Source organism: Myxococcales bacterium, from assembly GCA_016703425.1.
Taxonomy (GTDB): Bacteria; Myxococcota_A; Polyangia; order Polyangiales; family Polyangiaceae; genus JADJCA01.
On the sequence record JADJCA010000031.1, the window covers coordinates 170368 to 196122 of the forward strand.

General features: G+C 69.2%; 20 protein-coding genes. 13 read left to right on the plus strand and 7 right to left on the minus strand.

Annotated elements, in window-relative coordinates:
• Positions 1-125: 125 nt before the first annotated feature.
• A complete protein-coding gene (icd, locus tag IPG50_39170; GenBank protein ID MBK6698164.1) occupies positions 126-1418 on the minus strand; it encodes an NADP-dependent isocitrate dehydrogenase in 1293 nt (430 codons plus the stop codon).
• Positions 1419-1706: 288 nt separating this feature from the next.
• On the opposite strand from icd, the gene IPG50_39175 reads away from it, so the two are divergent.
• The 10 genes from IPG50_39175 (at position 1707) to IPG50_39220 (ending at position 15201) form a co-directional block, all read left to right on the plus strand.
• On the plus strand, positions 1707-3665 hold the full coding sequence (locus IPG50_39175) for a hypothetical protein (GenBank protein ID MBK6698165.1): 1959 nt from the start codon (positions 1707-1709) through the stop codon (positions 3663-3665).
• Complete coding sequence (locus IPG50_39180) at positions 3662-5503, plus strand: transglutaminase domain-containing protein (protein MBK6698166.1); 1842 nt, start codon at positions 3662-3664, stop codon at positions 5501-5503. The genes IPG50_39175 and IPG50_39180 overlap by 4 nt, the downstream gene beginning before the upstream one ends.
• Positions 5500-9267 carry a hypothetical protein gene (locus tag IPG50_39185; GenBank protein ID MBK6698167.1) on the plus strand — a complete coding sequence of 1256 codons (3768 nt, stop codon included), beginning with the start codon at positions 5500-5502 and terminating at the stop codon, positions 9265-9267. The genes IPG50_39180 and IPG50_39185 overlap by 4 nt, the downstream gene beginning before the upstream one ends.
• Positions 9268-9318: 51 nt before the next feature.
• A complete protein-coding gene (locus IPG50_39190; GenBank protein ID MBK6698168.1) occupies positions 9319-10248 on the plus strand; it encodes a hypothetical protein in 930 nt (309 codons plus the stop codon).
• Between the two features lie 148 nt (positions 10249-10396).
• Positions 10397-11155 carry a YebC/PmpR family DNA-binding transcriptional regulator gene (locus IPG50_39195; GenBank protein ID MBK6698169.1) on the plus strand — a complete coding sequence of 253 codons (759 nt, stop codon included), beginning with the start codon at positions 10397-10399 and terminating at the stop codon, positions 11153-11155.
• Entirely contained in the window at positions 11152-11709 is a 558-nt protein-coding gene (gene ruvC / locus IPG50_39200) for a crossover junction endodeoxyribonuclease RuvC (GenBank protein MBK6698170.1), read from the plus strand. Before IPG50_39195 ends, ruvC begins: the two co-directional genes overlap by 4 nt.
• 92 nt (positions 11710-11801) lie before the next feature.
• A complete protein-coding gene (locus IPG50_39205; protein MBK6698171.1) occupies positions 11802-12518 on the plus strand; it encodes an outer membrane lipoprotein carrier protein LolA in 717 nt (238 codons plus the stop codon).
• A 50-nt stretch (positions 12519-12568) separates the two neighbouring features.
• A complete protein-coding gene (locus tag IPG50_39210; protein ID MBK6698172.1) occupies positions 12569-13957 on the plus strand; it encodes a hypothetical protein in 1389 nt (462 codons plus the stop codon).
• Between the two features lie 46 nt (positions 13958-14003).
• Positions 14004-14315 (plus strand): (2Fe-2S)-binding protein, encoded by a 312-nt coding sequence (locus IPG50_39215; protein ID MBK6698173.1) that lies wholly within the window; start codon positions 14004-14006, stop codon positions 14313-14315.
• A 202-nt stretch (positions 14316-14517) separates the two neighbouring features.
• Positions 14518-15201, plus strand: coding sequence for a hypothetical protein (locus tag IPG50_39220; GenBank protein ID MBK6698174.1), 684 nt, complete (start codon positions 14518-14520; stop codon positions 15199-15201).
• 100 nt (positions 15202-15301) lie between these two features.
• Here the strand turns inward: IPG50_39220 and IPG50_39225 are convergent, their stop codons facing one another.
• The 4 genes from IPG50_39225 to IPG50_39240 form a co-directional block, all read right to left on the minus strand.
• A complete protein-coding gene (locus IPG50_39225; GenBank protein ID MBK6698175.1) occupies positions 15302-16699 on the minus strand; it encodes a hypothetical protein in 1398 nt (465 codons plus the stop codon).
• Between the two features lie 463 nt (positions 16700-17162).
• Complete coding sequence (locus IPG50_39230; protein ID MBK6698176.1) at positions 17163-17300, minus strand: hypothetical protein; 138 nt, start codon at positions 17298-17300, stop codon at positions 17163-17165.
• A gap of 932 nt (positions 17301-18232) precedes the next feature.
• The gene (locus tag IPG50_39235) at positions 18233-19411 is read right to left on the minus strand and encodes a hypothetical protein (protein ID MBK6698177.1); all 1179 of its coding nucleotides are present in this window, start codon (positions 19409-19411) and stop codon (positions 18233-18235) included.
• Between the two features lie 122 nt (positions 19412-19533).
• Positions 19534-20376: an alpha/beta hydrolase gene (locus IPG50_39240; GenBank protein MBK6698178.1), complete on the minus strand. Its 843-nt coding sequence runs from the start codon at positions 20374-20376 to the stop codon at positions 19534-19536.
• A gap of 28 nt (positions 20377-20404) precedes the next feature.
• On the opposite strand from IPG50_39240, the gene IPG50_39245 reads away from it, so the two are divergent.
• Entirely contained in the window at positions 20405-21082 is a 678-nt protein-coding gene (locus IPG50_39245; protein MBK6698179.1) for a DUF882 domain-containing protein, read from the plus strand.
• A 47-nt stretch (positions 21083-21129) separates the two neighbouring features.
• On the opposite strand, the gene IPG50_39250 is transcribed toward IPG50_39245, so the two are convergent.
• Together IPG50_39250 and IPG50_39255 are read right to left on the minus strand one after the other, a co-directional pair.
• Positions 21130-22536, minus strand: coding sequence for an alginate export family protein (locus IPG50_39250; protein ID MBK6698180.1), 1407 nt, complete (start codon positions 22534-22536; stop codon positions 21130-21132).
• Positions 22537-22590: 54 nt separating this feature from the next.
• The gene (locus IPG50_39255; protein MBK6698181.1) at positions 22591-23979 is read right to left on the minus strand and encodes an HD domain-containing protein; all 1389 of its coding nucleotides are present in this window, start codon (positions 23977-23979) and stop codon (positions 22591-22593) included.
• Between the two features lie 20 nt (positions 23980-23999).
• Between IPG50_39255 and IPG50_39260 the strand changes: the two genes are divergently transcribed.
• Together IPG50_39260 and IPG50_39265 are read left to right on the plus strand one after the other, a co-directional pair.
• A complete protein-coding gene (locus IPG50_39260; GenBank protein MBK6698182.1) occupies positions 24000-25193 on the plus strand; it encodes an acyl-CoA dehydrogenase family protein in 1194 nt (397 codons plus the stop codon).
• Positions 25190-25741 (plus strand): hypothetical protein, encoded by a 552-nt coding sequence (locus tag IPG50_39265; protein MBK6698183.1) that lies wholly within the window; start codon positions 25190-25192, stop codon positions 25739-25741. Before IPG50_39260 ends, IPG50_39265 begins: the two co-directional genes overlap by 4 nt.
• Positions 25742-25755: the final 14 nt, after the last annotated feature.

A 25755-nucleotide genomic window follows, 5' to 3' on the forward strand; every position in this document is an offset into this window, starting at 1 on the left:
CTACCGCAGAGCCGCCTCACAGGAAACGGTCGCCGGCTTACAAAAGACTTCGGCGGCGCCCCGCGTGGGAGCGCCGCCGAACCTGCGTTTGCGAGTCGCGGTCGCCTAGAGCGACGCGCGGCGGCTCACATCGCAGCGATGATCGCGTCGCCGAACTCGCTGCACTTGATCTCCGTCGCGCCTTCCATGAGGCGGGCGAAGTCGTAGGTGACCTTCTTGGCGGCAATGGCGCCGTCGACGCCCTTGAGCACGAGGTCAGCGGCTTCCACCCAGCCCATGTGCCGGAGCATCATTTCGCCGGAGAGGACCACGGAGCCGGGGTTGACCTTGTCGAGGTCCGCGTACTTCGGCGCCGTGCCGTGGGTCGCCTCGAAGATGGCGTGGCCGGAGACGTAGTTGATGTTGCCGCCGGGGGCGATGCCGATGCCGCCGACCTGCGCCGCGAGGGCGTCGGAGAGGTAGTCGCCGTTCAGGTTGAGCGTCGCGATGACGTCGAACTCCTTCGGGCGCGTGAGCACCTGCTGGAGCGTGATGTCGGCGATGGCGTCCTTGATGAGGATCTTGCCCTTGGCGAGCTCGGCCTTCTGCTCGGCGTTGGCGGCTTCTTCGCCCTTCGCTTCCTTGGTCTTCTCCCAGGTGGCCCAGGTGTAGACCTTGCCCTCGAACTCCTTGTCGGCGAGCGCGTAGCCCCACTTCATGAAGGCACCTTCGGTGAACTTCATGATGTTGCCCTTGTGGACGAAGGTGACGCTCTTGCGGTTCGTCCGCATCGCGTATTCGATGGCCGCGCGGACGAGGCGCTCGGAGCCGTCCTTGCTGACCGGCTTCAGGCCGACGCCGCTCGTCTCCGGGAAGCGCACCTTCGCAAAGTCCTTCGGGAACTCCTTCTGGATGAAGGCCATCAGCTTCTTTGCCTGCTCGCTGCCCGACTCGAACTCGATGCCGGCGTAGATGTCTTCGGTGTTCTCGCGGAAGATCACCATGTCGACGGCCTCCGGGTGTTTCACCGGGCTGGGCACGCCCTTGAACCAACGCACGGGGCGGAGGCAGACGTAGAGGTCGAGGAGCTGACGAAGCGCCACGTTGAGGGAGCGAATACCGCCACCGATGGGCGTGGTCAGCGGGCCCTTGATGCCGACCAAGTACTTGCGGAAGGCCTCAACGGTCTCGTCGGGGAGCCAGTTGTTGAACTCCTTCCAGGCCTTCTCGCCCGCGAAGACCTCGTACCAGGCGATCTTGCGCTCGCCCTTGTAGGCCTTCTGAACGGCCGCATCGAGGACGCGCACGCTGGCGCGCCAGATGTCGCGCCCTGTTCCGTCGCCTTCGATGAAGGGGACGATGGGGTTGTTCGGGACCACGAGCTTCTGACCCGCACCCATCGTGATCGGTTGACCGGCAGGCGGAACGAACGAAGCCATCTTGCATCCTCCATGAGCAAGCGCCGATCAGGACGGCTGCGGGCCCGGCGGCTCCATTCGGAGAGTCGTCAAGGCCCGGCAATCCAGGCGCTTCTGTTTGCTTTTGACGCTCGCCGTACCACGGGCGATCTGCGTCCTCAAGCGCGGCCCGCGGCATCGCGCCCTCCCAGAACGGCCCACGGGGGTTCGGCCGAGGTGTCGGTGGGCCCTCGCGCTGACTTGGGCCCCCGTCGATAACTGATCGAAAGCGCAGCGGGCACCAAGCCGTGGGCGGTATAACCCCGAGCCATGAGGCTCCCCGCTCGCCTTCCCTCCGGCTGGCTCGTCCTGACGACCGCCGCCGTCGTGCTCAGCGCTTCCGCGCCCGGCTCGTCCCGGGCCGAAGCGCCCCAGCGTTACACGGCGAAGACGCCCCTCGCGATGGTCTCCGCCGCGACGCTGCGCGCGGCCGCCGACGGCGCCGCCGAGGGCGACGTCCTCATGGGCGGTCTGCTCGCCGAGGCCTTCCAGTTCGACCTTCCACCGGGGGGAGCCAAAGCCGCCATGGAGGCCGTGGCGAAGGCGCCCGCCGGCGCCACCAACCAGGAGGCGCGCCGGGAGGCCGCGGTCTTGGCCGAGCAGCTCGCGCCTGACTTCGGCAGCGACGCCGCGGTGGCACGAAACAAGGCGCTGGGCATCGTGACGGACTTGGCCATGCTCGGGCCCTTTCGCGACGCCGGCGGCGGCTTCGCGTCTCCCCTCGGACCCGAGAGCCCGGGCCGCTCGTTCACCGATCTCAAAGCCGACTACTCGTGGGGTTCGTTCCAGGTGCGCTGGCGCAAGGCGCCGCCGCGCTATGCGTCGGCCGCGGGCCTCCCCCTCGCCGTGTTCATGACCCCACGCAACGAGAGCTGCTCCTTCGTGGCCGCGAGCCTCATGCTCGAGCGACCCGGCCCCTTCGTGGTGCGCCTCGCCGCCGCCGGACAGGCCGCGCTCTTCGTCGACGGGCAACTCGCCGCGCGCAGCGAGGAGACGCACAACGAGGCGACCTTCGAGCGCCTCGCGGCGCAGATCACGTCAGAGACCAGGGACCACCTCGTCGTCGCCAAGGTTTGCACCGGTGCCCTGGGCGACAGCGGCCGCGTACGCCTGCGCGTCACCGATGAGCGCGGCGCGCCCGTGCCCTTCGCCGCGTCGGCCGAGCTTCGTGCCCCCGCCAAGGACGCGCGCGTCAAGGCGGTGTCGACGCCGCTGGCGCGGACGCTCCTCAAGACGGCGAAAGACGCGAAAGCGGGTGGCGACGGGGTCAGCCTCGCAGCCATCGCCGTGCGCACGCTCGCGGGCGCCGACGACAAGAAGAGCCCAAGCGCGGCGGGGTTCCTCGACGCGCTCACGCAAGACAAGACACTCGACGCGGACCGCCTCGCCTTCTTGGCGTGGCTGACGCCCAAGGGGGCGAACCGCACCGGCCGCTACGGACGCGCCCGTGAGCGGGCGACGCAAGACGCCGAGACGCGGGACTTCGTCGACCGACAGCTCGTTGGCGAACGACTCTCAGCGCAGCTCGTCGACTGGGCGAAGCTCGGCGCGAAGAGCGCCGGGCTCGACACCGCGAAGGACGACGCCGCGATGATCCTCATGGCCCGCATCGACATGCGGCTCGGCATCGACGCGGCCAAGCTCGGCGCCCTGCGCGCGCTCGTGGCGCGCTTTCCCAAGCTCGAAGAGGCGCCTTCGCACGCCCTGGAGCTCATCGCGAGCGCCGCCGCGCAATTCGACCAACCGCTCGCGCGCCGGGCGCGGGCCGCGCAAGCGGCTCGCGGCGAGATCGATCGGTCGACGGTTGCATCGCTCCTCACGGTCGACGGGAGCGCGGCCGACGCGGCGGCTCGCAGGCTCGTCGGCGGGTCTCTTGAAGACGCCGATGGCGGCGCCGAGGCGGCTCGCATGCTCATCCGCATCAACCGCATCGCGGCCGCGCGCGAGCTCTTGCGAGACTTGTTCGCCTGGGCCCCCAACGACGCCGACGTGACGCGCGCGTTCGCCGAAGCGTTGCTGGCGCCCGACGACGGCGCGCCTAAGGGTGCGGCGAGGGAGCGGGAGGATGACAGCGCGCGACGACGCGACGTGGCGCTCTCGCTCTTGGCGCGTGCGCGCGAGCTCGCGCCCGGTGACGCGCGGGTGCGCGCCGAGCTCGGGCTCCGAAACCCAAGCCGGCGGGCCCGCAAGCCGATGAGCGTCACCTCGCCGCGTCCGAGACCATCTTGAAGCGACGCGGCGGCGCGCCGAAGCCCGGCGAGGCCCCCGACGTGCGCGAGCGCCAGCTCCATTGGCTGAGGGCCGTTCGCATGATGCCCGACAAGCGCGTGTCGCAGCTCATCCACTACGCGCGCGAGATCGTCATCGCTCCGCGAACGCAAGACGAGCTCTACGAGAACCTCCCGCTGGAGGGCGATCTCTTCGAGATTCTGCGCGCGCGGGTGCACCGCAAGGACGGCAGCCTCGCGTTCCCGCTCGAGGAGCACAACGAAGGCCGAAGGCCCCGCGTCCGCTGGCCCGACCTCGTGCCCGGCGACACCGTTGAGGTCGCCATTCGAACCTGGACCGACGGCCCCGTCGGCGGCCGGGGCGATCCGCCGTTCTACTTCCTCGACTACGCCGGCTCCGTCGCGACCAATCCGCTCCTCTACAACGAGGTCATCGTGGAGTCGCAGCCCCAGAACCCCATCCACGTGGACGTGGTGGGCGGCGCCGCCGACAAGCGCGAGGAGAACGACGAAAACGGCATGCACGTGGTCCGCCTCGTGTGGACGAAGCCGAAGACCGTCCCCGACGAGCCCCTCTCGCCGCAGTTGACCGAGATCGTCCCCGTGGTGGTGGCCTCGACGTTCCGGACGTGGGCCGACTTCCGTGCATGGTACAGCGAAGCCATTCGAGGTTTCACCGAACCCGACGCCGAGGTCCGGCGCCTGGCCGCCGAGCTCACCAAGGGAAAGACGACGCGGGAGGCAAAGCTGAAGGCCCTCTTTGAGTTCGTCGCTGACCAAATTCGCTACGTCAACTTCACGAGCGGCGAGTTCTGGCTTCCCAACCGGCCTCACGAGCTCTTGGCGCGGCGCGAAGGCGACTGCGACGACAAGGCCATCTTGCTCATCACGCTCCTGCGCGCCGTCGGCATCGAAGCCGAAGAGGTCTTGGTGCAAACGCGCGAGACGGGCCAGCCGTCGGTGCTGCGTGCGAAGAACGCCGCGGCGCCGCTCTTCGACCACGGCATCGCGTTCTTGCCGGGCCCCGGCGGCGGAACGTACCTCGACGCGACGAGCCCCCAGTCGCGGCTCGGGCCCCTGCCCGCGATGGACGCCCGCGGGTCGGCGCTCCCGCTTCGAAAGAACGGCGCGTCGGAGATCGTGGAGCTGCCGGCCGGTTCGCCCGACGAACACGGCAGCGACGTCGACTGGACCTTGACGCTCACGGCCGACGGCGCCGGCGATCTCAAGGGCCAAGAGCTCCACTCGGGCGACAGCGCGTTCTTCCTCCGCTCGTACCTCGGGCAAGAGGGCGCGCGCACGTCGTACGTGGAGAGCAACCTGCTCTCGCCGTGGCTCCCCAACGTCGAGGTCAGCGGCAAGGTCGGCTTCGACGGCGCCCTCTCGGCGGGCCGCGCGAAGGTCGACTACACGGCCCACTCTGGCGCCATCGCGCGCCGCGAAGGCATCGAGCTCGTGGTGCCGCTGGCTCCGAGCCGCACGATGACCTCCCAGCTCGCTCCGCTCGTGAAGCGCACGCTGCCGGTCTCGCTTCCGTCGGCCATGGCGCCGAGCCGCATGCGCCGCTCGGTGCGGATCGTCGCGCCCGACGGCTTCGCCTTCGGTGATCTGCCCTCCGGCGGAAAGGTCGACGGCGGGGAGTTCGGTCGCGCCGAGCTCAGCGTCTCGCTCGACCCGAAGAACCCTCGCGCGGTCGTCGCCAAACGCACCGTCGTGCTCGACCGAAGCATCATCCCCGTCGGTCAATACGAGGCCTGGCGCGGCTTCTTGCGCCGTGTCGATACGCTCATGCAGAAGGGCGTTCGCCTCGTCCCCAGCGCCGAGCGAGGTGCACGATGAACCGCGCTCTCTTGCTCGCTCTCTCGGTGGTCCTCTTCGCCGCTTGCGGCGGGCCCCCAAAGGCCGCCGTCCCTGACGCCGTCGTCGCGCGCGAACTCTCGGCGCTGACGGTCACGGCGTTTCGCGCCGAGGCGCTCGAAGCACCGGAGAAGGCCTTCCGCGCGTACGCCGACCTCATCTTTGCCGCGAAGGCTGGCGAGAGCGCATGGCACCTCGCCGCCGCGCGGGCCGCAGTGGATGCCCTGGTCCTGAGACAGGTCGCGTCGCTCGAGCGCGTCACCGATCGCTCGGCGCTCGCCTTTCGCATGGCGAAGACGCGAGAGGCCGACCCGGAGCGCGATGCGGAACGACTCTTCACGTCTTCCCTCGAAGGCGCGAGCCCCGTCGTGCGTCGTGAACTCCTTCGCGGGCTCGTGGCCGTCGCCACGCGCCGCGGCGACGCCGCCGCCGCATCGCGCGCACGAGCGGCCAGCGGCTGCGCGACCGCGGCCACGGTCCTTGGTCCCGTCGACTGGAAGACGCTCACGGCACTCGATGCGCCGTCGCCGCTCGACGCCTACGACGCGCCCATGCCAGCCGAGTTCACGACGCCGGGAGCCTTCGGCCGACGCGTCGCCCCGGCGCGCATCGAAGAGCGCGGCTGCCATTTGCCGCTCGCGGCGGTGACCGCGGAGGCGGGCCTCCGCGAGGTCGTCGTCGATGTCACCGTTCCGAAGGCGCAATCGCTCGTCGTCGAACTGCAATCGACCTCGGCGGCGCGGCTGCGCATCGGAGGCCTCGTGGCCCTCGAACGAGCTCATGAGCTCGGCGGCCGCGACGTCGCGCTGGTGGCGCGCGCCTCCGTCGACGAAGGCCGCGTTCGCCTCGTCGCGCGCGTCGCCGACGCGGCCACGCTCGCCCTCTCGGTCCTCTCGGAGGACGGCGAACCGCTGACGCTTGCCGCTCCCAAGGCCGGCGAGCGAGCCACCGCACGAGCGACGCGCGTCCAGGCGCTTCGCATCGGCGACGAGCGGTCGAACGTCTACCAGAAGCTCACCATGCCGGAGCGGTTGCTCACAGCGCTCGGCGCCCTCGCTGCCGATGACGCGCGAAGTGCGGAGCGCGTCGTCGCTGCGTCGTTCTTGCAGAGCGGCGATCCCGAGCTGGGACTTGTCTATGTGCGCGCCCTGAACCACACGCCCGACATCCCGTACGTGCAGCGGCAAGAGCGCGCCCGCGGCGCCGTCACGCGCATCCTCGACAAGTGGCCCACGGCCTGGGAGGCGAGCCTCCTCTCCGCGAAGTTTGCGGCGGAGCGGCGCGGCGAAGGTGAGTCGCAAATCGAGGCCATTCGCGTCCTCGATATCCAGCGCAAGAAGGGAGCGAGTTCACCGCTACTCGATGCGTCGGAGGCCGTGTGGTCCGTCGCCGCCGGCCTTCACGATCGCACCGAAGCGGCACTCGCGCGCTTCCACACGTCGCGCCCTGGGGCCGTCCTCGGCGCCGAGTTGCGCCGCGCGGCGGTGCGGGCGACGACGAGCGAGCAACTGCCGCTCACGTGCGGCGGCGACACAGATCGCATGAGCTTCGCCTGCTACTGGGCGCAAGCTGCCGTTTCGGGTCAGGCCCGCGCGAAGGAAGAGCTCCAGCGCTTGCGCGCGCTCGCTGGCGCACCGCGGGGCTTCATCGCGCTCGCGATGCGCACGGCCATTGGCGCGGGCGATCTGGCCACGGCGCGCGCCGAGTATCAGGCGACCTTGCCCGGCGAGCGAAACGCCGCGGCGGTGCTGGCCATGGAGCCGGGCCCGGGCATTCGCGACCGCCTGGTGGCGACGCTCATCACCTCGCGCGAGCCACCAAGCCTGCTCGGCGTGGCCCTGACGTCGCTCGGCGACGAGCGCTTCAAGGCCTTCGAGGGCGTCGCCGAACGCGTCCTCGCCGAAGACAAAGCCAAGCGCGCCATGCCCGAGGCGGCCACCGTCGTGCTCTCGCACACGGAGCGCTACACCGTCGAGCCGTCGGGGCTCCTCCACGTCTTGCTGCACGACGTCAGGCGCGTCGGCGGAACGACCGACGTGGAGTCGAACGCGCAAGCCGCGCCGCCCACCATCCACGGTCGTGGCGGCATGCGTGCCGTCGTGCGCCGCGTCTTCAAGAGCGACGGGCGCATCCTCCTCCCCGATCCGACGCCCGGCGCCGCCCAGAGCCACGCCGACCTCTCGCAGCTCAGCCCCGGCGACGCCGTTGAGGCACTCTACGAGGGCTTCGCCCTGCCAAGCGACGCCTTCGACCTCGGCTTCGACACGCCGGATTTGCTCCCCGAGCGAACGGCCGTCGTCAAAGCCACCGTCGAGCTCCGCTTGCCGCGCGACTTCAAGCCCTCGATGCGTGCACATCGCATGTTGGGCGCGGCGACCACCAAAGACGACGGCCTCTACCGGCTGACGACGTACACGGTTCAAAACCAAGCGGCGCGACGCCTCGAGAGTGACGTACCGCGGATGGACAACGACGTCGGCGTCACGCTCACGACCTCAACCTGGGACAAGGTGGGTCGCTCCCTCGCGGAGGCGCTCCGCGATCTCGACGAACAAGATCCGGAGGTCGGCGCATGGGCGCGTCAGGCCGGCGGCGGCGGCTCGCCGCACGGCGCGGTGGCGACGATGCCGCTGCTCGCTCGCGTCGTCACGGCGGCCGGAGAGGCGCTCAAGGAGCCTCGCGGCGCGATCCTCTCGGACACGGCGCTCGTCCTCGGGCACGGCCCAAGCGAGCAAACTCGCACGGCGCGCACCTTCCTCGCGGAGCGCGAGGGCAACCGCACCTGGCTCATCGGGCGCGCGCTCCGCGAGCTCGGGATCGCCACCGAGACGGTCATCGCCGAGGAGCAGCCCTACAGCTCCGACCCGGACTTCCCCGCGGGCTTCGGCCGGTTCATCCATCCGCTGCTGGTCGCCAAGGTCATGAGCGCAGAAGGCAAGCCCGAGGAGGTCGTCATCGACGCCGACGTCCCCGGCCCGCCATTGCCTCCGGGCCGCTTTTCGCCGGAGATGCGCGGTCGCAAGGTGCTGCACGCCGACGGTCGCATCACGGCGCTTGCCGAAGGCGACGCGACCGAGCGCGACGAGATCGATCTTCGACTCGTGCTCGACAAAAAGGGCGACGCACGCGGCTCCTTCACCGCCGTCCTCCGCGGCCGGGCGGCGCAAGAGCTCGCTGACGCCTTCACGCGCATCGTCGGCGACGAGCGCACGCGCGCCCTCCGCAACGTCGTCCTGGCCTTCGTGCCGGCGGCCAACGTGGAGGTCGTGGCGCTCTCGTCCTCGGAGGGCAGTTGGCAGATCGCGCTCCGCGCCGACATCACCATCGGTGGCTACGCGCAGGAGGAGAAGAGTAAGAAGGGCGACGTCACCTGGGTGATCCCGGGCGTCGATCCGATTCACTTCGTCTACCCACGCCCCTTCGTGACGACCGTCACCTCGGAATACGCGAGCCAGGGCGCGCGGCAAAACGCCCTCGCCGTCGCGCGCGCCGTTCAGTATCACCTGCGGCGACGCGTCGACCTGCCCGACGGCGCCAAGGTCGTGCGCGCGCCGGGCCCCCTCCGAAAGGAAGCCCCGTTGCTCTTCGGCGAGCGCGCTGTCTCCGGCAGCGCGAAGTTCCTCGAAGACAACTTCGTCCTCAGCGTGCGCACCGGGACGGTAGGCAAGGACGCCTACGGCACCTTCGTCGAGACGGCGCGGCGCATCGACGAGGGATTCCTCGCGAGCACACGCCTGAAGCTCTAGTCCTCCCCTCGCCCCGCTCGCGCGGGGCTTAATTTGCGCTATACGTGGCCCGTGGGGGCCTCCCGGCGAATCTCGGAATACGCGCCGCGCAGCGCGAAGCGCGCGGGGGTCGCTGCCGCCATTGGCGCGTGGCCGCTCCTGTCGATGGCCCTCGCCGGCAGCGGCTGCTCCGCGGAAGGCACGCCCGACGGCCCGATAGACGCCGCCACCCACGAGACCGACGGCGCGGCCGGCCTGGGCGCCGAGGCGGGCGATGCCTCGCCCATCGAGGCCTCATCCGAGCGCGACGCGGCGCTCGAGGCAGCCGTCGCGCTTGACGTGCCTGCGTCGCTCGTCGCCGCGCTCGGCGACAAGACCTACGTCGAAGGGTCGTGCGTCCCCGTGACGTACGCCGGCTGGCCTTACGCGGCGCAGCGCTGCACGTACATGAACGGCCTCGCGGTCACCATCGCCAACCCTCCGCCCGATCGCGTCGCGCGCTGGATCGTCGACGCCTCCTCGCTCATCGAGGCCCTCGACGCGCTCCACCAGAGCGACCGACCCAACTGGGAGAAGGGCCTGCTCGTCATCGCGAAGCACACCATCGGTCAGTCTTCGCGCATCTTCCCCCTCGACGGGCAAGTCTGGGAAAACGGCGTGGCCTACGTCTTCGAGCGGGGCGTCACCAAGACGTGTTCGTCGGGGTGTTATTGCCGCGTCAATTCCATGAGCCGTCAGGGCTACTGCGCCTACGCCAGTCAGGTGCTCGGCACGGAGACAGAGAGCGCGTGCCTGGCGAAGTTCGGCCAGACCACGTCGACGCTAACGGAGCCGTGGCTCGCCCACTGTTTCGACAACCACAAGGCGGCCTTCACGGCGGACAGGAACGAGCACTATCGCGCCGCGGCCTACGCCGCGAACAAGACCGTCAAGGCCGCGCTCGCCGACGCGGGGGCGCCAACGGCAGCGGCGATTTTGGCGGCGCTGTCCAAGGCCTACTGACGCTGCCCGAGGTCGCCACGGGCGGTGCCTCGACGAACCGCGCCGAGAACCACAGTGGATGACCGCGGCCCGGTCTTCGAGTAGCGTTTCTCGCTCGTTCACGCGGTGGCGGCACACCTCCACCATCAGACTTCCGTCGGAGATCATCATGAGCGGCCATTCAAAGTGGGCGACGATCAAGCACAAAAAGGGCAAGGAAGACGCCAAGCGCGGCAAGATGTTCACCAAGCTCATCAAAGAGCTCACGGTGGCGGCCCGACTTGGTGGCGGGGATCCGAGCGGCAACCCTCGCCTTCGCAAGGCCATCGCCGACGCCAAGGGCTACTCGATGCCCAACGACACGATCACGCGAGCCGTCAAGCGCGGCACCGGCGAGATCGAAGGCGCAGCGTACGAAGAGATCGTCTACGAGGGGACGGGCCCCGGCGGAACGCTCTTCCTCGTGGAAGCGACCACCGACAACCGAAACCGCACCGTGGCCGAGATCAGGAAGGTCTTCGAGAAGAACAACGGCGTCCTGGGCGCCGCCGGCACGGCCGCATGGGCCTTCGATCGCAAGGGGCTCATCACGCTCGCCAAGACAGCGGCCACCGAAGATCAGCTGATGGACTCGGCCGTTGGGGCCGGCGCCGAGGACTACACAGACATCGGCGACGACTGGCTCGTCACGACGCCGCCCGACGCCCTCACGATCATCCTCGACGCGCTCGAGGCTGCCAAGATCGCCACCAAGACCTCGGCGCTCGGCTACGTCCCCAAGACGAAGAAGCCCCTTGAGGGTCGCGACGCCGAGGTCGCGCTCCAGCTCGCCGATGTGCTCGACGATCACGACGACGTGCAGAACGTCTATGGCGACTTCGACATCTCCGACGCGGAGATGGAGCGCATCTCCAAGTCGGACGAATGACGCCGATCCCCGGCGGCCCGCGACCGGTGGCGGCAAGCGCGCGGCCCACGCGCGTCCTCGGAATCGATCCTGGCACGCGGCGCCTCGGCTGGGGCGTCGTGCACCGCGTCGGGACCAAGCTGGTCCACGTGGCCCACGACGTGATTCACGCGCCCGAGACGCTGACGCTCGGCGAGCGACTCGTGATCCTGGAGCGTGAGCTCGTGCGCGTGGTCGAGGCCCACGAGGTCGACGCGGCGAGCATCGAGGCGCTCTTCTTCGCGAAGGACGCGCAGGCGGCGGCCAAGCTCGGGCACGCGCGCGGGGTCGCCCTGTTGGTATGCGCGCGCGCCGGTCTAGCGACGTTCGAGTATCCGCCGGCCCGGGTGAAGCGCACCACGACGGGGCACGGCCGCGCCGACAAGAAGCAGGTCGCCGAGATGATGCGCGTGGTGCTCGGTCTCGGTCACGCGCCTCCGAGCGACGCGGCCGACGCCCTGGCGCTTGCGGTGACGCACCTTCAGTCGATGCCCATCTTCGTCGCCCGCCCGCCGGCCCCGCGCCTCAACCGCTAGCGGCGGCGGGTATTCCCAGAAGTTCGCGCCAATCCGGGCACTTGCACCTTTGCTTGCTCTTGCCGGGATTCACGTCTAACCCTCATTCCACCATGCGCGCCCATCTTGCCTTCAGCGTTCTGGTTGCCTGCGTCGCTTCCGCCGGCCTTTTCACGCCCACCGTCTCTCGCGCACAAGACGGAGGCGGCCGCGCTCCCGAAGCCGCGCCGCCGGCGCCGCCACCGGCCAACGTCGACGACGCCGTGAGCCGCGTGCAGAAGTTCTACGACCAGTCGACGACCTTCCAGAGCGACTTCGTCCAGGAGTTCGTGGTGAAGGCCTACAAGGCCACCAAGTCGTCGGCGGGCACAGTCACCTTCTCGAAGCCCGGCCGCATGGATTGGGTCTACACGAACCCGAAAGACAACCGGGTCGTGTCCGACGGCAACGAGCTGAAGGTCTACGACGCCGCCAACAAGCAGCTCTACCAGCAGCAGGTCGACAAGTCGCAGTACCCCGCGGCGCTCGCCTTCCTAACGGGCCAGGGCAAACTCGCCGATCACTTCAACTTCGAGCTTCACCAGGGCGCCGCCGCCAACTTCAGCGGTGGCTTCGTGCTCGCGGGCACGCCGAAGCAACCTCATCCCGCTTACAGCAAGGTCTTCTTCTACGTCGACGCGGCGACGTCGCAGGTGCGCCGCGTGCTCATCGTCGACGGCCAAGGCAACAAGAACCGCTTCGACTTCACCACGCCGCGCGTGAACCTCCCCGTCAGCGAGCAGCGCTTCAAGTTCACGCCGCCGGCCGGCACCACCGTCGTCAAGCCCTAATCTTCGTCCCTCGCCGGCGCCGCCGACGGCGCGCGGAGCCGAGCCCCCTCGTGTCCTCACGCTTTCGAACCGACGATCCCAAGCGCCGCCGTCAGGGCGCGCCGCCGCCGCGCGAAGCAAGGCAGCCCGTCGTCACCGGGAGCGTCGTCAGCGGCGGTTCCAGCGACCGCCAGCCGGGAGCGCGACGCTCGCTCACGCACGTGGGCGGAGTCGTGGAGACCGGCGGCGACGCGAAGCGCGCGGAGATGCTGTCGCGCGCACTGCAGGTAGCCGGCGCCCTCGACGTCGCTGACGGTGATGGCGGACGCGACGGGGAAGCCGCCACGCGCGCGCACGTGCACGGCTTTCACACCTACCCCGCGCGGCTTCATCCCGACACGGCGTCGCGCCTCGTCCGGGACTTTGCGCCCGCTGGCGGCCGCGTGCTCGATCCCTTTTGCGGCTCGGGCACCGTGCTCGTCGAAGGAATGCTCGCGGGCCGGAACGTCGTCGGCACCGATCTCAACCCGATCGCGGTGCTCCTCGCGCGCCTTAAGAGCGCGCCTCAATCGGAGGACGAAGCCGCTCGCATCATGAGCGCAGCGCGCGGCGCCGCCGCGTCGGCCGACGCGCGCCGCCAGGCTCGCGCGGGAGCCACGAGGCGACTGCCCGCGGAGGACGTCGAGCTCTTCGATCCGCACGTGCTCCTCGAGCTCGACAGCCTACGCGCCGCCATCGAAGGCGAGCCCGCCGGCGTCGTGCGCGACGCGCTCTTCGCCGTCTTGGCCGCGCTGCTCGTGAAGGTCAGCAAGAAGCGCGGCGACACGGCCACGGGAAACCAAGGCAAGCGCATCGCCAGCGGCTTCGTCTCGCGCTTCTTCGTCAAGAAGGCCGACGATCTCACGACGCGGCGACGCGACCTTGTCGCGCTCCTTCCTAAGCCGCCGCCGCGCTCCGAGGTCCGCATCGACGACGCCGCCGAGCTGCGAAGTGTGCCAGCGGGAAGCATCGACGCCATCATCAGCTCGCCGCCGTACGCCGCTACCTACGACTACCTCGAGCATCATGCGCTTCGCCTTCGCTGGCTCGGTCTCGACGAGCGCCCGCTCGCGCGGCGCGAGTTCGGCGCGCGGCGCTCGTACGTTCGCCTCGATCCCGACGCGGCCAACGCGAAGTGGCAGGGCGAGCTCTCCGCGTTCCTCCGCGCGGCCCGCCGCGTCGTGCGGCCCGGCGGATGCGTCGTCTTGGTGCTGGGCGACTCGGCCATCCGCGCGCCGCGCGGCGGAGCCATCGCGCTTCGGGCCGAGGACGTCGTCGCCGCCGCTGCGCGCGACGTGGGCCTCGTGCCCCTGGCCCGGGCCTCGCAGCCGCGGCCGCATTTTCACGGCCCCACGTTGAGCGCCTTTCGTTCGCGCGCTCGCCACGAGCACGCCCTTTTGCTCGGACGCGACCGCGAGTAGGCTGCGGGGCCCCGGACGCGGGGGACGCCCGCCCTCGAGGAGTTTCATGCCGACCGTCGTGTTCGAAGCCAAAGGCGCCAAGTCCGTCACCGTCGAAGCGCCGGAGGGCGGAGCGTTGGGCGACATGTGCGATCGCTCGGACGCGCCGATCCCGTTCTCTTGCCGGAGCGCAAACTGCGGCACCTGCCGCGTGGCCATCGAAGAAGGCGCCGAGCTCCTCCTGCCCCCCGAAGACGAGGAGCTCGACATCCTCGACGTCTTCAACGTGACGCCCGATAGGCATCGCCTCGCGTGCCAGGCAAAGACGCGAGCGGGAGCCGGTAGGCTGCGCCTCCGCGCCGTCGAAGACGACGAGTGACGCTTGCGCGACACTTGGGTGACGGCCGAAAGCGGCCCAAGCACGCAAAAAGATAGGGAACTGCGCTCCGCCAGGTGACTCTGCTCCGGCGCGTGCTATTCCGTCCTCCGCCAGGCGAAGTTCCGCGCGCGCCAGTCGTTGACGTCGCGGGGAAAGCATGGCTCTTTGCGCCCGCTAGTCGGGGGCCACCAGGAGGCACGGAATGAAGCGGAAGAGTCTTGCTTGGGTGTTGGTCGGCGGCGCGGCGTTTGGCCTCGCGGCGATGGATCTCGCGGCCTGTTCGTCGACGAGCACGGGAACGGGGCTCCCCTCCGGCGCCACGGAAACCGACGGCGCTACTGGTAAGGATGGCAGCAGCGCCACAGGCGAAGGCGGCACCACGAAGACCGACGGCGGCGGCGGCAGCACGGACGCGGGCAAGGAGTGCGGTACGCCCGATGAGCTCCGGCCCCGCCCGAAGGACGACGCAGGCAACCCGTTCAAGAACTTCCTCTGCCCCTTCAGCGCCCCGGCGGGCCAGAAGTGGGACTACTGCGACAGCGGCACGCACTGCTGCGTTCCTCCGGCCAACGCCGGCCTCGAGTCGACGTGTGAAGCAACCTGCCCGACGGCCGCTGACGGCGGCCCCTTCGACGGTCGCGACATCGAGTGCCTCGACCCGATCGACTGCTCGGGCGGCAAGATCTGCTGCGGCATCGGTCAGATGCTTCAAGACCCCGTGTGCTTGAACCGCTTCGGCAAGGGCTTCCGCGGCACCAAGTGCGCGGCGTCCTGCGACGACAGCGCGGGCGAGTTCACCTTGTGCCAGCAGGCGTCGCACTGCAGCGGCGGCAAGACCTGCGAGCCGGGCTCGGCTTCCGGCGCGGACTTCGGCGTCTGCCTCTGAGCCGCTGAGCGAACCGACAAAGTGCGGACGGGCGACGTCGAGAGACGCCGCCCGTTTTGCGCTTTGTGCCGCGTTCGTCAGCGCCGCCGCGTCAGACCGATCAGAACGGGTAGAGAAACTCGCCGGTGCTCACGCCCTTTCCGAGGGCCGGGTTGTCGGCGTCCCGCGTGAAGGCGTACACGGTGAAGCGGCCCGCCGAAAATGCCATGCACTGGGTCACGAGGCTCGCGTCGACGCGGGACGGGTAGCAGGGGCGAGTCGTTCCGCTCTCGGTGATGATCCCGCGCCCGCCCTCGAAGACGTCGATGCGCTTGCCGGTGGCGTTCGTGACCAAATAGGAGCCGGTGGGCGTGACGCCAGTGCTCGCCGCGACGCCGCCTTGTGGCGAATAGGTGCAGCCCTGCGGCGAGCACTTGAGCACGTGCATGACGTTGCCGAGCTTGACCGCGTAGCCAAAGGGGAACGGCGTCATGGTCGGCGGCGGCGCGGGCGCTACGTCGAACTCCGCGATGCGCGCTCCCCCGGTCCAGACCTCGACGCGGGTGTCGACCGCGCCGGTGTACAAGGGCCCTCCGTTTCTGCCGAGCTCCGCGGCGCCAGTGCTCTTGTTCAGGATGATGACCGTTGTGGCCGTCGTCGCGAGCGAGAGCGTGTTGCTGACGACCATGCGAAGTTGCGGCAACTGCCCGCCGGCGGCCGGGTTGGTGCCGAGGCCGTAGGTGCCGGCGATGGCGAGCGTGGCGGTCATCTCTCCTTTGGCGCCCGCCTTGTCGAAGAGCACGCCCTTGGTTGAGGGAGCTGTCGAGACCTCGATGCGCTGCGTCTCCGCCGGCAGGCGCGGCGACGCCGCCGAGATCTCCTGAAGGATGGGCCCGAGTGATTGAATCTCCCCGGGGAGATAGGAGCCGCGGTCGGCGTAGGCCTCGGCGACATCCGCCCCGCTGATGGTCTGGTCGTCGCCGTCGCTGTTCGCGCTCAGTTGAATGCGCCTCGCCAGCGTCTGCAGGCCCGCGCTCAGGGACGCGATGGGGTGTTGAATGGCTTGAGGCGTGTAGGCGTCGACCACGTTGAACTGGACCGACGGTGCCGTCGACTGGGCGGGCGCGGCCGGCCCGATCTCAAGGATGGCCCACAGCTTCGGGAGCATGGCCCGCTCCGCAGGAAAGAGCGTGTGCACGTGCGCCGGCGACTCGAGCGCCGCGAGCTCGTCGACACCGAGGGCGCCGTTTGGCGGCGAGTTCGCGATGATGCCGTCGGCGCGCTTCGCGAGCTGTGCTTCGTCGGGCTTGAGGTAGCCCACCTTCACGAGCATCTCGATGCTCCGCGCACCCCAGTAGTCCTTGGCCGGGCTTACGCTCGGCGACTGGATGGTGTTGCCCTTGCGCGGTGTGGCGGCCTCGCTGAGCGCGTCCGCCGTCTCGCCTTGTTCCTCTCCATCGCGAGTTCCGCCGCACGCGGCGAGACACATCGCAAGCCCAACAACCGATTTAAGTTTCATGGTGTGTGGGTGAGCAACCGTCGTGCCCCTAACGCGGTGGGACCTTTAGGGGACGCCCGTCGCACAGTTCGAGATCGCTGTCGGCGCAACGCAGCGTTCGGCCGCAGCTGGCTCGCACCTGTCGGAACGACCGTTCGCGTTCGTCGGGCGCCCCCGCGCGAAGGCCGCTTGCCGCAAATTGCGGCTCTGCGAACGCTGCGCGCCCCGACTTTGCGCCACGGGGCCCGAAGCAGACCCGCGTGAGTGCGAGGCGTTCCGATCCGGGCGCGGACCATGAACGGCGACACAGAAGACGTCCTGGGCGAAACGTTCACCACGCCGGGAGCCGAGAGCGATCGACGCGAGCGCGGACCGCTGCTTTCGTGGACGACTGCTCGCTGAGCCGCAGTGCGAACCGACAAAGACGAAACGGGCGACGTCGAAAGACGCCGCCCGTTCTTGCTTCGTCCGGAAGCGGTGGAGCTCAGGGAAGGACCAGGCCGGTGGACTCCTTCGTCACCGTGATCGCACCAACGGTGGCCTTGAGGCGCACCGTCGTGGCGCCGCCCGCGGGCGTAACGGCGGCGGGGTTCGTGAGCGTGGCCTTCACGAAACTATTCACGTTTGGCCAGTTATAGAAGACCGTCTTTGCGACGCAGATGGCGGACTTGCTGGTTCCCGAGGTGATGCACTCGGAGTCGCCAGAACGGGTGCACGAGCAGCCGCTCGAAGTCCCATCCCGTAGCCGTCGACGAACCCGCTGGTGATGCCGAAGGTGACATTGCGCCCCGACGCCGGCGCCACGACCTGGGCGACCAGCGAGGCGGCCGGTCCAGCAACCGAATTGAGCTGGAAGTCGAGGAAGCGCCGCTGAACTCACGCGTCGCCCCGATGCCCACGTCGGCAAAGCTGGGAGAGGGAACGTGGAATAGACGTCGCTGGGGATGTCCGTAAGAGGACCCTCGTCTCGATCCAGATCAATGTGTTCTGGTCCCACTTTCCGTTGGGACCGTCCCACTTTGTTGGGTCGCCGTCGGGCAGACCCGTGTCTTGATAGTCTTCACCGGCGTCGCGAACGCCATTGTCGTTTGCGTCCACGAACGGCTCCGCCTGGTCGAAGAACTGCTCGCCAGGGTCCCATGTGCCATTGCCGTTGTCGTCGAGAAGTACTCCTCGCGCCTTGCACATACGCGATGATGGTGACCGAGCCGTCGCGCGGATTGCGCACCAACGCGCCATCGGGATGACCGAGGCTCTGGTTGACGGGCATTGGGGAACTGGAGCGCATCCGCGGGCAACGGCGTCGTGTTGACTGGCATCGCGCCGAGAGTGCTGAAGTTGGGCAGAGCCACCCCTTCGTCGAGGGTGTTGCCCGGCGAAAACGGCTTGAGGGCTTTGCTCGCGTCGGGCGTGCCAGCCTCGGCCTTGAAACCTGCCGGGACCCCGGTTCCCACGGCGTTGCCGAAGCGGTCTACCACTTTCAGCCGGCACGTGACGTCAATGCTCTTTGGCGGGGACGGGGCGTTGTAGGCATCCAGATTGACGCGCGCGCAGCTAAACGTGGTGCTCTTGTTCGAGGGGATCGCTCCCCGCACGCCGAGCGGGGCGGCGGCCGAGAGCCCGGCCGCGGTTGCCTTGAATCCCGACGTCTAGCGCCGCGCCGGACTTCACGTTGGCCACGACCAAGCCTTGCAAGTCCGTCACACCTGAGGTCGTCACCAACTGCGGAATGCCGATCCCCGCGGCGCCCACAAGCTCGAAGCTCACCAACGCATTGGCAACGGCCGCATTGGTTGAGTCAGCCAGTTTGAAGGTGACATCAGCCGTCTCGTTGAAGCCCGAATTCTTGACGCCCATGATGGTGCACGCGATACCGCCGCACTTCGTCGACACGTACGTCAAGGTCTGAGCGGCCTGAATCGGGACGGCCACCTGGGCCGTTGCGCCGTTCGAGGTGCGCGTCACGCTAACGTTCGCCGTGCCCACGGAGCCGGTGTCACGCAGCACCACTTGCGCTTGGCCGTTGGAGCCGGTGACCGCCGGGAGTGACCCGGCCGTGCCGGCGTCGGCCGCCGACGTGGCCGCCAAGGTGCCGAAGTCTGTCGCGAAGGTGACCGCTTCGTTGGCGACGGGCCCGCCATCGGGAAGCTTCACGGAGGCGGTCATCGTCGCGAAGTCGCCCACTTGAGCGAACATCTTCGGCTTCGAAGACGTGATGGTCAGTGCTCCACCCCCGGTCGAGCCGTCGCTCCCAGCATCGACGACCGGCGCCGCGTCGGCCCCGCCGTCGCCGACCGCCCCGCCCTCGGTGAACGTCACCTTCACCTGCGCACTGCGGTCGTTCCAGTTGGCCGTGAGCGTCTGCGTTCCGCGACAGCCGGCGCTCTTCGCCTCGTCGCACGCCCACTTTACCGAGAACTGGCCGTTGGCGAGCGTCCCCGAGGCCTGGGTACCGCCGCCGTTCAGGCTTCCGTTGGTGACCTGGAAGGTGACCTCACCTTTGCCGATCGTGCCGTCGGCCGTCGTGGCGAGGGCCGTGACGTCGCTCGTGCTGCCGTCCGCGGGCACCGACGGCGGCGAGGCCGAAAGGTTGAGCTTCGAAATCCCGCCGGACGTGTCGGCGGTGTTCTCCTTCTTGTCGCCCGAGCACATCGAGAGGCTCACGGCGAGCACGGCCCCTACCAAGACGGTCCCTGCAGCCTTAAGGCGCGAATTCGAAAGAATGGAAAGCATGAGCACCCCTTGTGACGAAGCGTGACGAAGCAGAAGGCTACGGCATTTTCGCGGAAATCACGCGCGACTCGTCGTGCGCCGGCGCGAGTTGTGACACTCGCCCATACATCGCTGCGTGGCGCTCAACCGTGAGCCAACAGGAAGTCCGCGATGCGCGCGGCGATGCGCGGGCCGTGCTCGGGTTCGTTGAGCGGCTCGTGGCGCAGCCCCTCGAGCGACTCCCAGGTCTTGTCGGACGAGCCGCACCCGTCGAAGAAGCGGCGCGCCGTCTCCCGCTTGGCGACGGGATCGTCGGTGGCAAACAGCAGAAGCAGCGGCAACGTGATCTCACGGGCCCGCGCCTCAATCTCCGCTTGGGCCGCCAACGTCTCGGTGAACCACCGCGCTCGCGCCTCGCCGAAGATGAGCGGATCGGTGTCGTGGGCCTGCGCCGCGACGCTGCTCGTCGTCATTTGCGCGCCCGTGAGACCGGACGGCAGACCGAGTGACGGGAAGAGCTTGGAGGCGACCTCGCCGGCAAACTTCTTGATGCCCGGCACCTCCAAGGCGAGGCCGAGGTAAGGCTCCGAGAGCGCCAGCGCCTTCCACGAACCGATGCCCGCGAGCAGCCCCTTCAGCGACACGACGGCGCCAAAGCTGTGGGCAAAGAGGAGCCGGGGCAGCCCCTTGGCCTCCGCGTCGAGCATCGCGTCCAGCTCGCGAAAGTCGTCGAGGTACTCCTGAAACGAGAGCACATGACCCCGCGTTCCCTCGGAGCGCCCATGGCCGCGCAGATCAAAGCAGACGCTCGTGAGGCCGCGCTCCGCCCACAGGGCCATCGTCGGCGCGTAACGCTCGCCGTATTCGGCGTAGCCGTGCACGATGCCGACGGCGGCCTTCGGCGCGGCGGCCCGTGAGACGGCGTAGCTCAGCTGGGGCCCCGAGGGACCGGTTCGTTTCCAAGTTCTGCGCTCGAGTGTGCCCACGGTGATGCGGCACGATACGCTCCTTTCCGTGACCGCGAAACCGAACCCATCGACGCGCCTACGAGAAGCGGGCCGCCCCTTCAGCCACGTCGCAGAAGCGGCCGCGGCGAAGGCCCTCTTGGCGCTGGCGGTCGCCGCGCTCTCGACGTTCGTCGTCTCGCCCCTTGGTGCCGACGCCGCGATCCCACGCGGCGAAGGCCGCGCCATTCGCAAAGCGAGCGCTGCCGCCGCCCACGACCACGGCCCCGCGCCGCCTCTCGCGACGCTGGTGCAGGTGCACACCGACGAGCGTGTCGTGCTCGACGACGCGAGCCCGGCCGGAAGTCGCTTCGATGAACTTCTCTCGGATCGCTCGACGGGAGAGACGAAGGCTCTCGACCCAAGACTCCTCGCGCTCCTGCGGCAGCTCACCGCGAAGGTCCCCAGCGTGCGCATCGAGCTCGTGAGCGGCTACCGGAGCGCGAAGCTCAACGAGCGTCTCCGCAAGAAGGGCCGCAACGTCGCATCAAGCAGCCAACACAGCCTGGGGCACGCCGTCGACTTTCGTCTCTTCCCAGAGGGTGCCGACGAGCCGCTCGAACCGGCGGCCGTTGAGAAGCTCGTCCGCGAGCTCGGCTGGAGCGGCGGCGTCGGCATCTACCCCGGCAAGAACGACCGCTTCGTTCATTGCGACGTCGGTCCCAACCGCCGCTGGCTTGGAAAATAGCAACACCGGCCTGTGCGTCCGCGGCGACGCCACGGCGAGGCGCCCCGCTACGGCAACCGCAGCCGCGCCTGCAAAAAGCCGTAGTGTGACGTGTCGGAAGGCACGTACGCGCCACCGAAGGCGTCGAAGCTTCCGCGGCCGGCACCTTGGAGGATGGCCCGCGCGCCGTCGCCCCAGAGCGCCAACGCGTAACCAGCGCCGACATCGAAGGCCGGCCACGGCGCGTAATTGAACAACACGTCGACCTCGTGACCGAGCTCGGCGCTGGCGGCCAGCGGATCGCGCCCGACCGATGCGAGGTTGCCGCTCAGCCATTCGCCGTTCGCCTCAGCGAGGCGCGCGTAGCGGTATTCGAGCAAAAGCTCCGCCTCGGCGAAGGGCTCGACCTTGGCGCGGGCGTGCGCCTGCATCGTGTTCGACCACGCGAAGGCGTTCATCGCGCCGAAGTGGACGTGGACGTCCGGCAAGAGCGGATCGAATTGCCCGTAGGTCGCGCCAGAGCCATCGTCACCGCTGGCGTACGACGCGCCGAGCCGAAAGGCCGGCGCGAGACGTAGCGCGTCGAAGGCCTTCGACACGTGCGCGAAGGCCGCCCAAGCGCGGCGCGAGCCACCGATGCGATCGGCCTGCCCGAACTGAAACGCCCCCTCGGCGCCGTAGGCGAAGCCGCTCTCCGTGCCTTTGGCGCGGAGCGACACCGTGGTCGTCTCGCCGAGGCCGCGCGCCGTCTCGAAGGGGCTCCCCACTTCACCGGTCCGCGAGATGCGCGTGAGGCCTCCAAGCTCGAGCGCCAAGAGAGGCGCTACGGGCCAAGCGACGCGGAGACCGTAGAGCTGTGCGCCCGAGCTCCAGACGCCGCCGCTCGGGCCAAACGTCGGCGTCGAGGGTCGCGGTGCGGCCAAGAGCGACGCCAAAGCCTCGAGCTCGAGGGGCCCGACCGGGAGAATCCCTCGAACGGCGTCGAGCGCGCGCCCGCGCACGCCGAAGTCAGCGGCGCCGAGGAGCAGTCCCTCGCCCCAGACCACCGGCTGACGACCCACCCGGAGGAGCGTCGGTTTCGCCCCGCTCGAATGCACCTCGAGCCACGTCTCATAGGGCCCCAGCGCGCCTTCGCTCGCGGCCGTACCCCACAGGCGCGCGTCTTCGACGACCACGCGCGCGCGCACCGCCGCAACGTCGACCTGCGCACCAAGCCGCGCGCGTTCGAGCCCGGCGACGGCGACACGCACCCGCGAGCCGAGGCCTGTCGCCCGATCGTGACCGCCCATGTCGGGCGGATCGTGACGCGCCTCGGCGCGAAGGCGCAGCTCCAGCACCGGCGTGAGCGAGGCGTCGCCCAAGGCAATCGACGTCGGGGCGCGAGGCGTCGTCTGCGCGCTGGCCGCTCCCGCTACGAAGCAGGCGACGAGCGAGACCGACAGCGCCGCCACGACCGATGCCTTGAGTCGAATCACGGAGGGAACCTTATCGTCAATCGCGGCGCGGGCGGGACTACGAACGACGACGCACTACGACGTGCCGTCGTTGCGCGCCTTCAAGAGCTCGGCGGCGCGCGCCAGAAGCTTCTCGCGCTCGTTGAGCGTGGGGTCGCCGAGGACCTCCTCGAGGAGCGCCGCCAAGAGCTCCCCAACAACACGCCCCGGCGCGAGGCCGAGCTCCTTGATGAGGTCGTGCCCGCTGATCTTGAGGTCCTTCGCGCTGAGGGCCGCGCCCTCGGCGAGCAGACGCGCCACGTGCTCGCGAAGGCCCGACAGTGCGACGAGATCGGCCTCCGTCGCCGGCGTTCCCTTACCGAGGACGTCGGCGCGGTTGATGGCGTAGAGATCCTCGAGCCGGTCGGGCCCCACGCGACGAATCCACCGGCGTACCGCCGCGTCGGTCCACTTGTCGTAGTGGAAGAGGTGGTGACGCACGAGCGAGACGATGCGCGTCTGCTCGTCGTTCGAGAAGCGCAGTCGCTTAACGATGGGCTCGGCGATTTCCGCGCCGATGCGGTCGTGGTCGTAGAACGTGTAGTCGTTGGTCTTGTCGCTGAAGGCCCGTGAACGCGGCTTGCCCACGTCGTGAAGCAGCGCCGCGATGCGCAAGACGGGGTCGCCCTCGCACGCGTCGAGGCACGCCATCGCGTGGCCCCAGACGTCGAAGGCGTGGTAGCGATTTTGCTCCACGCCGTAGCTCTCGAGCAACTCCGGGCAGCTGACGCCCAAGATGCCCGTCTCGCGCATCACCTCGAAGGCCCGCGAAGGGCGCTTGGCCTTCATGGCCTTGACCCACTCGTCGCGCACGCGCTCGGCGCTGACCTTTCGGTACGTGCCGAGGGTCGGCTCGATGGCGCGCTTGGTCGCTTCGTCGAGCTCCAGTTCGAGGGTGGCCACGAAGCGCGCGGCGCGAAGGACGCGCAGACCGTCCTCCGCGAATCGCTCCATCGGGTTGCCGACGGCGCGCAAGAGACGCCGCGCCAGATCCGCGCGACCGCCGTGGGGGTCGATGACGTGCCCCGACGTCGGGTCGATGGCGATGGCGTTGACGGTGAAGTCGCGGCGCGCGAGGTCGGCGGCGATCTCATCGACGAAGTGCACCGCATCGGGCCGGCGACCGTCGCTGTAGCTCGTCTCGCCGCGCAGCGTCGTCACCTCGTAGGGCGTGTGATGGAGGAGCACGGTGACGGTCCCGTGGGCGATCCCTGTGGGGATCGTCTTCGGGAAGATCTTCATGACCTCCTCGGGGCGCGCGTCGGTGGCGACGTCCCAGTCGGCCACCTGCCGCCCCAAGAGCAAGTCGCGAACGCATCCGCCAACGACCCAGCCGCGCTTGCCCTTCTCGGCGAGGCGCGCGCAGAGGGAACGAACGTCAGGGGGGATCGCGCCGAGGGCGACGTCTGTGTCGGTGAGCGTCACGGGAGCGCTAGAGTAGCAGGATGATCGACCTCTCCGAGGAGGACAAGCTGGTCCGCGGCGCCGTCCGCTCCTGGTGCACCGAGCTGCTCGACCCGGCGGTCGACGAGCTCGAACGTGGCGTCGCCCTCCCCTACCCGCTCATGCGCGATTTCGCCGAGACGTTCGCCCTCGGCGAGTTGCTCACGGCGAAGAAGCGTGACGCGGGCGGCGCGCTTGGCGAGGGCGGCGGCGGCGGCGGCGAGGCTGACCGTCCTCGCATGTCCAGCAAGAAGGCCAGGATGCTGGCGCTCGTGATGCTCGAGCTCTCGCGCTCCTGCCCCGGCTTTGCGCTCGCGTTCGGCGCCACCGTCGGCCTCTTTGGCGCGGCCGTCCTTGCGTCAGGAACACCCGAGCAACGCGAACGCTGGGCGCTCCCCGTCTTGCGCTTCGAGAAAGTCGGCGCGTGGGCCCTCACTGAGCCAGGCGCCGGGAGCGACGCCTTCGGGGCCATGGCCACGCGCGCGGAGCGCCTCGGGAGCAACTTCCGAATCCATGGCGAGAAGACCTTCATCACCAACGCCCCCTTCGCCGACGTGTTCGTGGTTTACGCCAAAGACGAGGGGCGCGTCCGCGCCTTCCTTGTGAGCCGAAACGACGCCGGCGTCACGACGGGGCCTGCGATGCGCAAGATGGGCATGCACGCCTCGCCGACGGGGTCACTGTTCCTGGACGGCGTCGTTGTGCCGAGCGATCGGCTCCTCGGAGGTGAGGCCGCTGCCACATCGAGGAGCGAGGCGAAGAGCTCGCTGACGGCGGAGCGATTTGCAATGGTGCCCATGGCGCTCGGCATCATCGAGCGTTGCCTCGACGAGAGCGTGCGCTACGCGAAGGAGCGAACCCAGTTTGGCAAGGCCATCGCCGAGTTCCAGCTCATCCAAGAGAAGCTCGCGCGGATGCACGTGGCCAAGACCAACCTGTGGGCGCTCCTCTTGCGGCAGCTCGAGGCGGACGCGAGCAAGACGCCCTTGCCGCCGGTCGACGCGAGCGCGGCCAAGCTCTACGCGGCGCGCGCCGCCACCGAATGCGCCCTCGAAGCGGTGCAGATCATGGGAGGCGCTGGGTACATGGCAGGCAGCGTCGTCGAGATGATGGCGCGCGACGCGAAGCTCTTGCAAATCGGCGGAGGCACCGACGAAGTGCAAATCGGCCACATCGCGCGGGCGCTGCTCGCATGAGCGCGCGACGGAGCATCTTGGGCGTCGTGCTCTTCGTGGGACTTTGGGCGTGCACCAACACGGAAGGCGGCCGGGCCGCAGCTCCACCGACCTCGACCTCGACCTCGACCTCGACCTCGACCTCGACCTCGACCCCGACCCCGACCCCGACCTCGACCTCGACCTCGACCTCGACCTCGAAGGTGCTGGTAGAGATCGCGCGGGAGCTCGAGACGCTCGGGTCGCGCTGTCCGCGCCTCGCGCAATTCCGCGCGGCGTCACACCTCCACGGCGACGAGATCCGCTACGAGTACCGCGTCCACCGAAGCACCGGCCGTGGCGGGTGGAGCAGCGGCGTCCCCGAGCCCGACGCCGACGGCCTCTGGCTTCACATCGACGTGCACGACAAGGCGTCGACGCGCCAACTGCACACGCAGCCGATGGTCCCGCTCACCGAGCTACGCGACGGCAGAGTCCTGATGTTGCTCCTGCTCGAAGGGGACGCGACAGCGGGCTCCTGCGGCGCGGCGATCCGAGAAATCGTCTCGCGCCGCGGCCGCGATGGCTAACGAACCGACCGGCC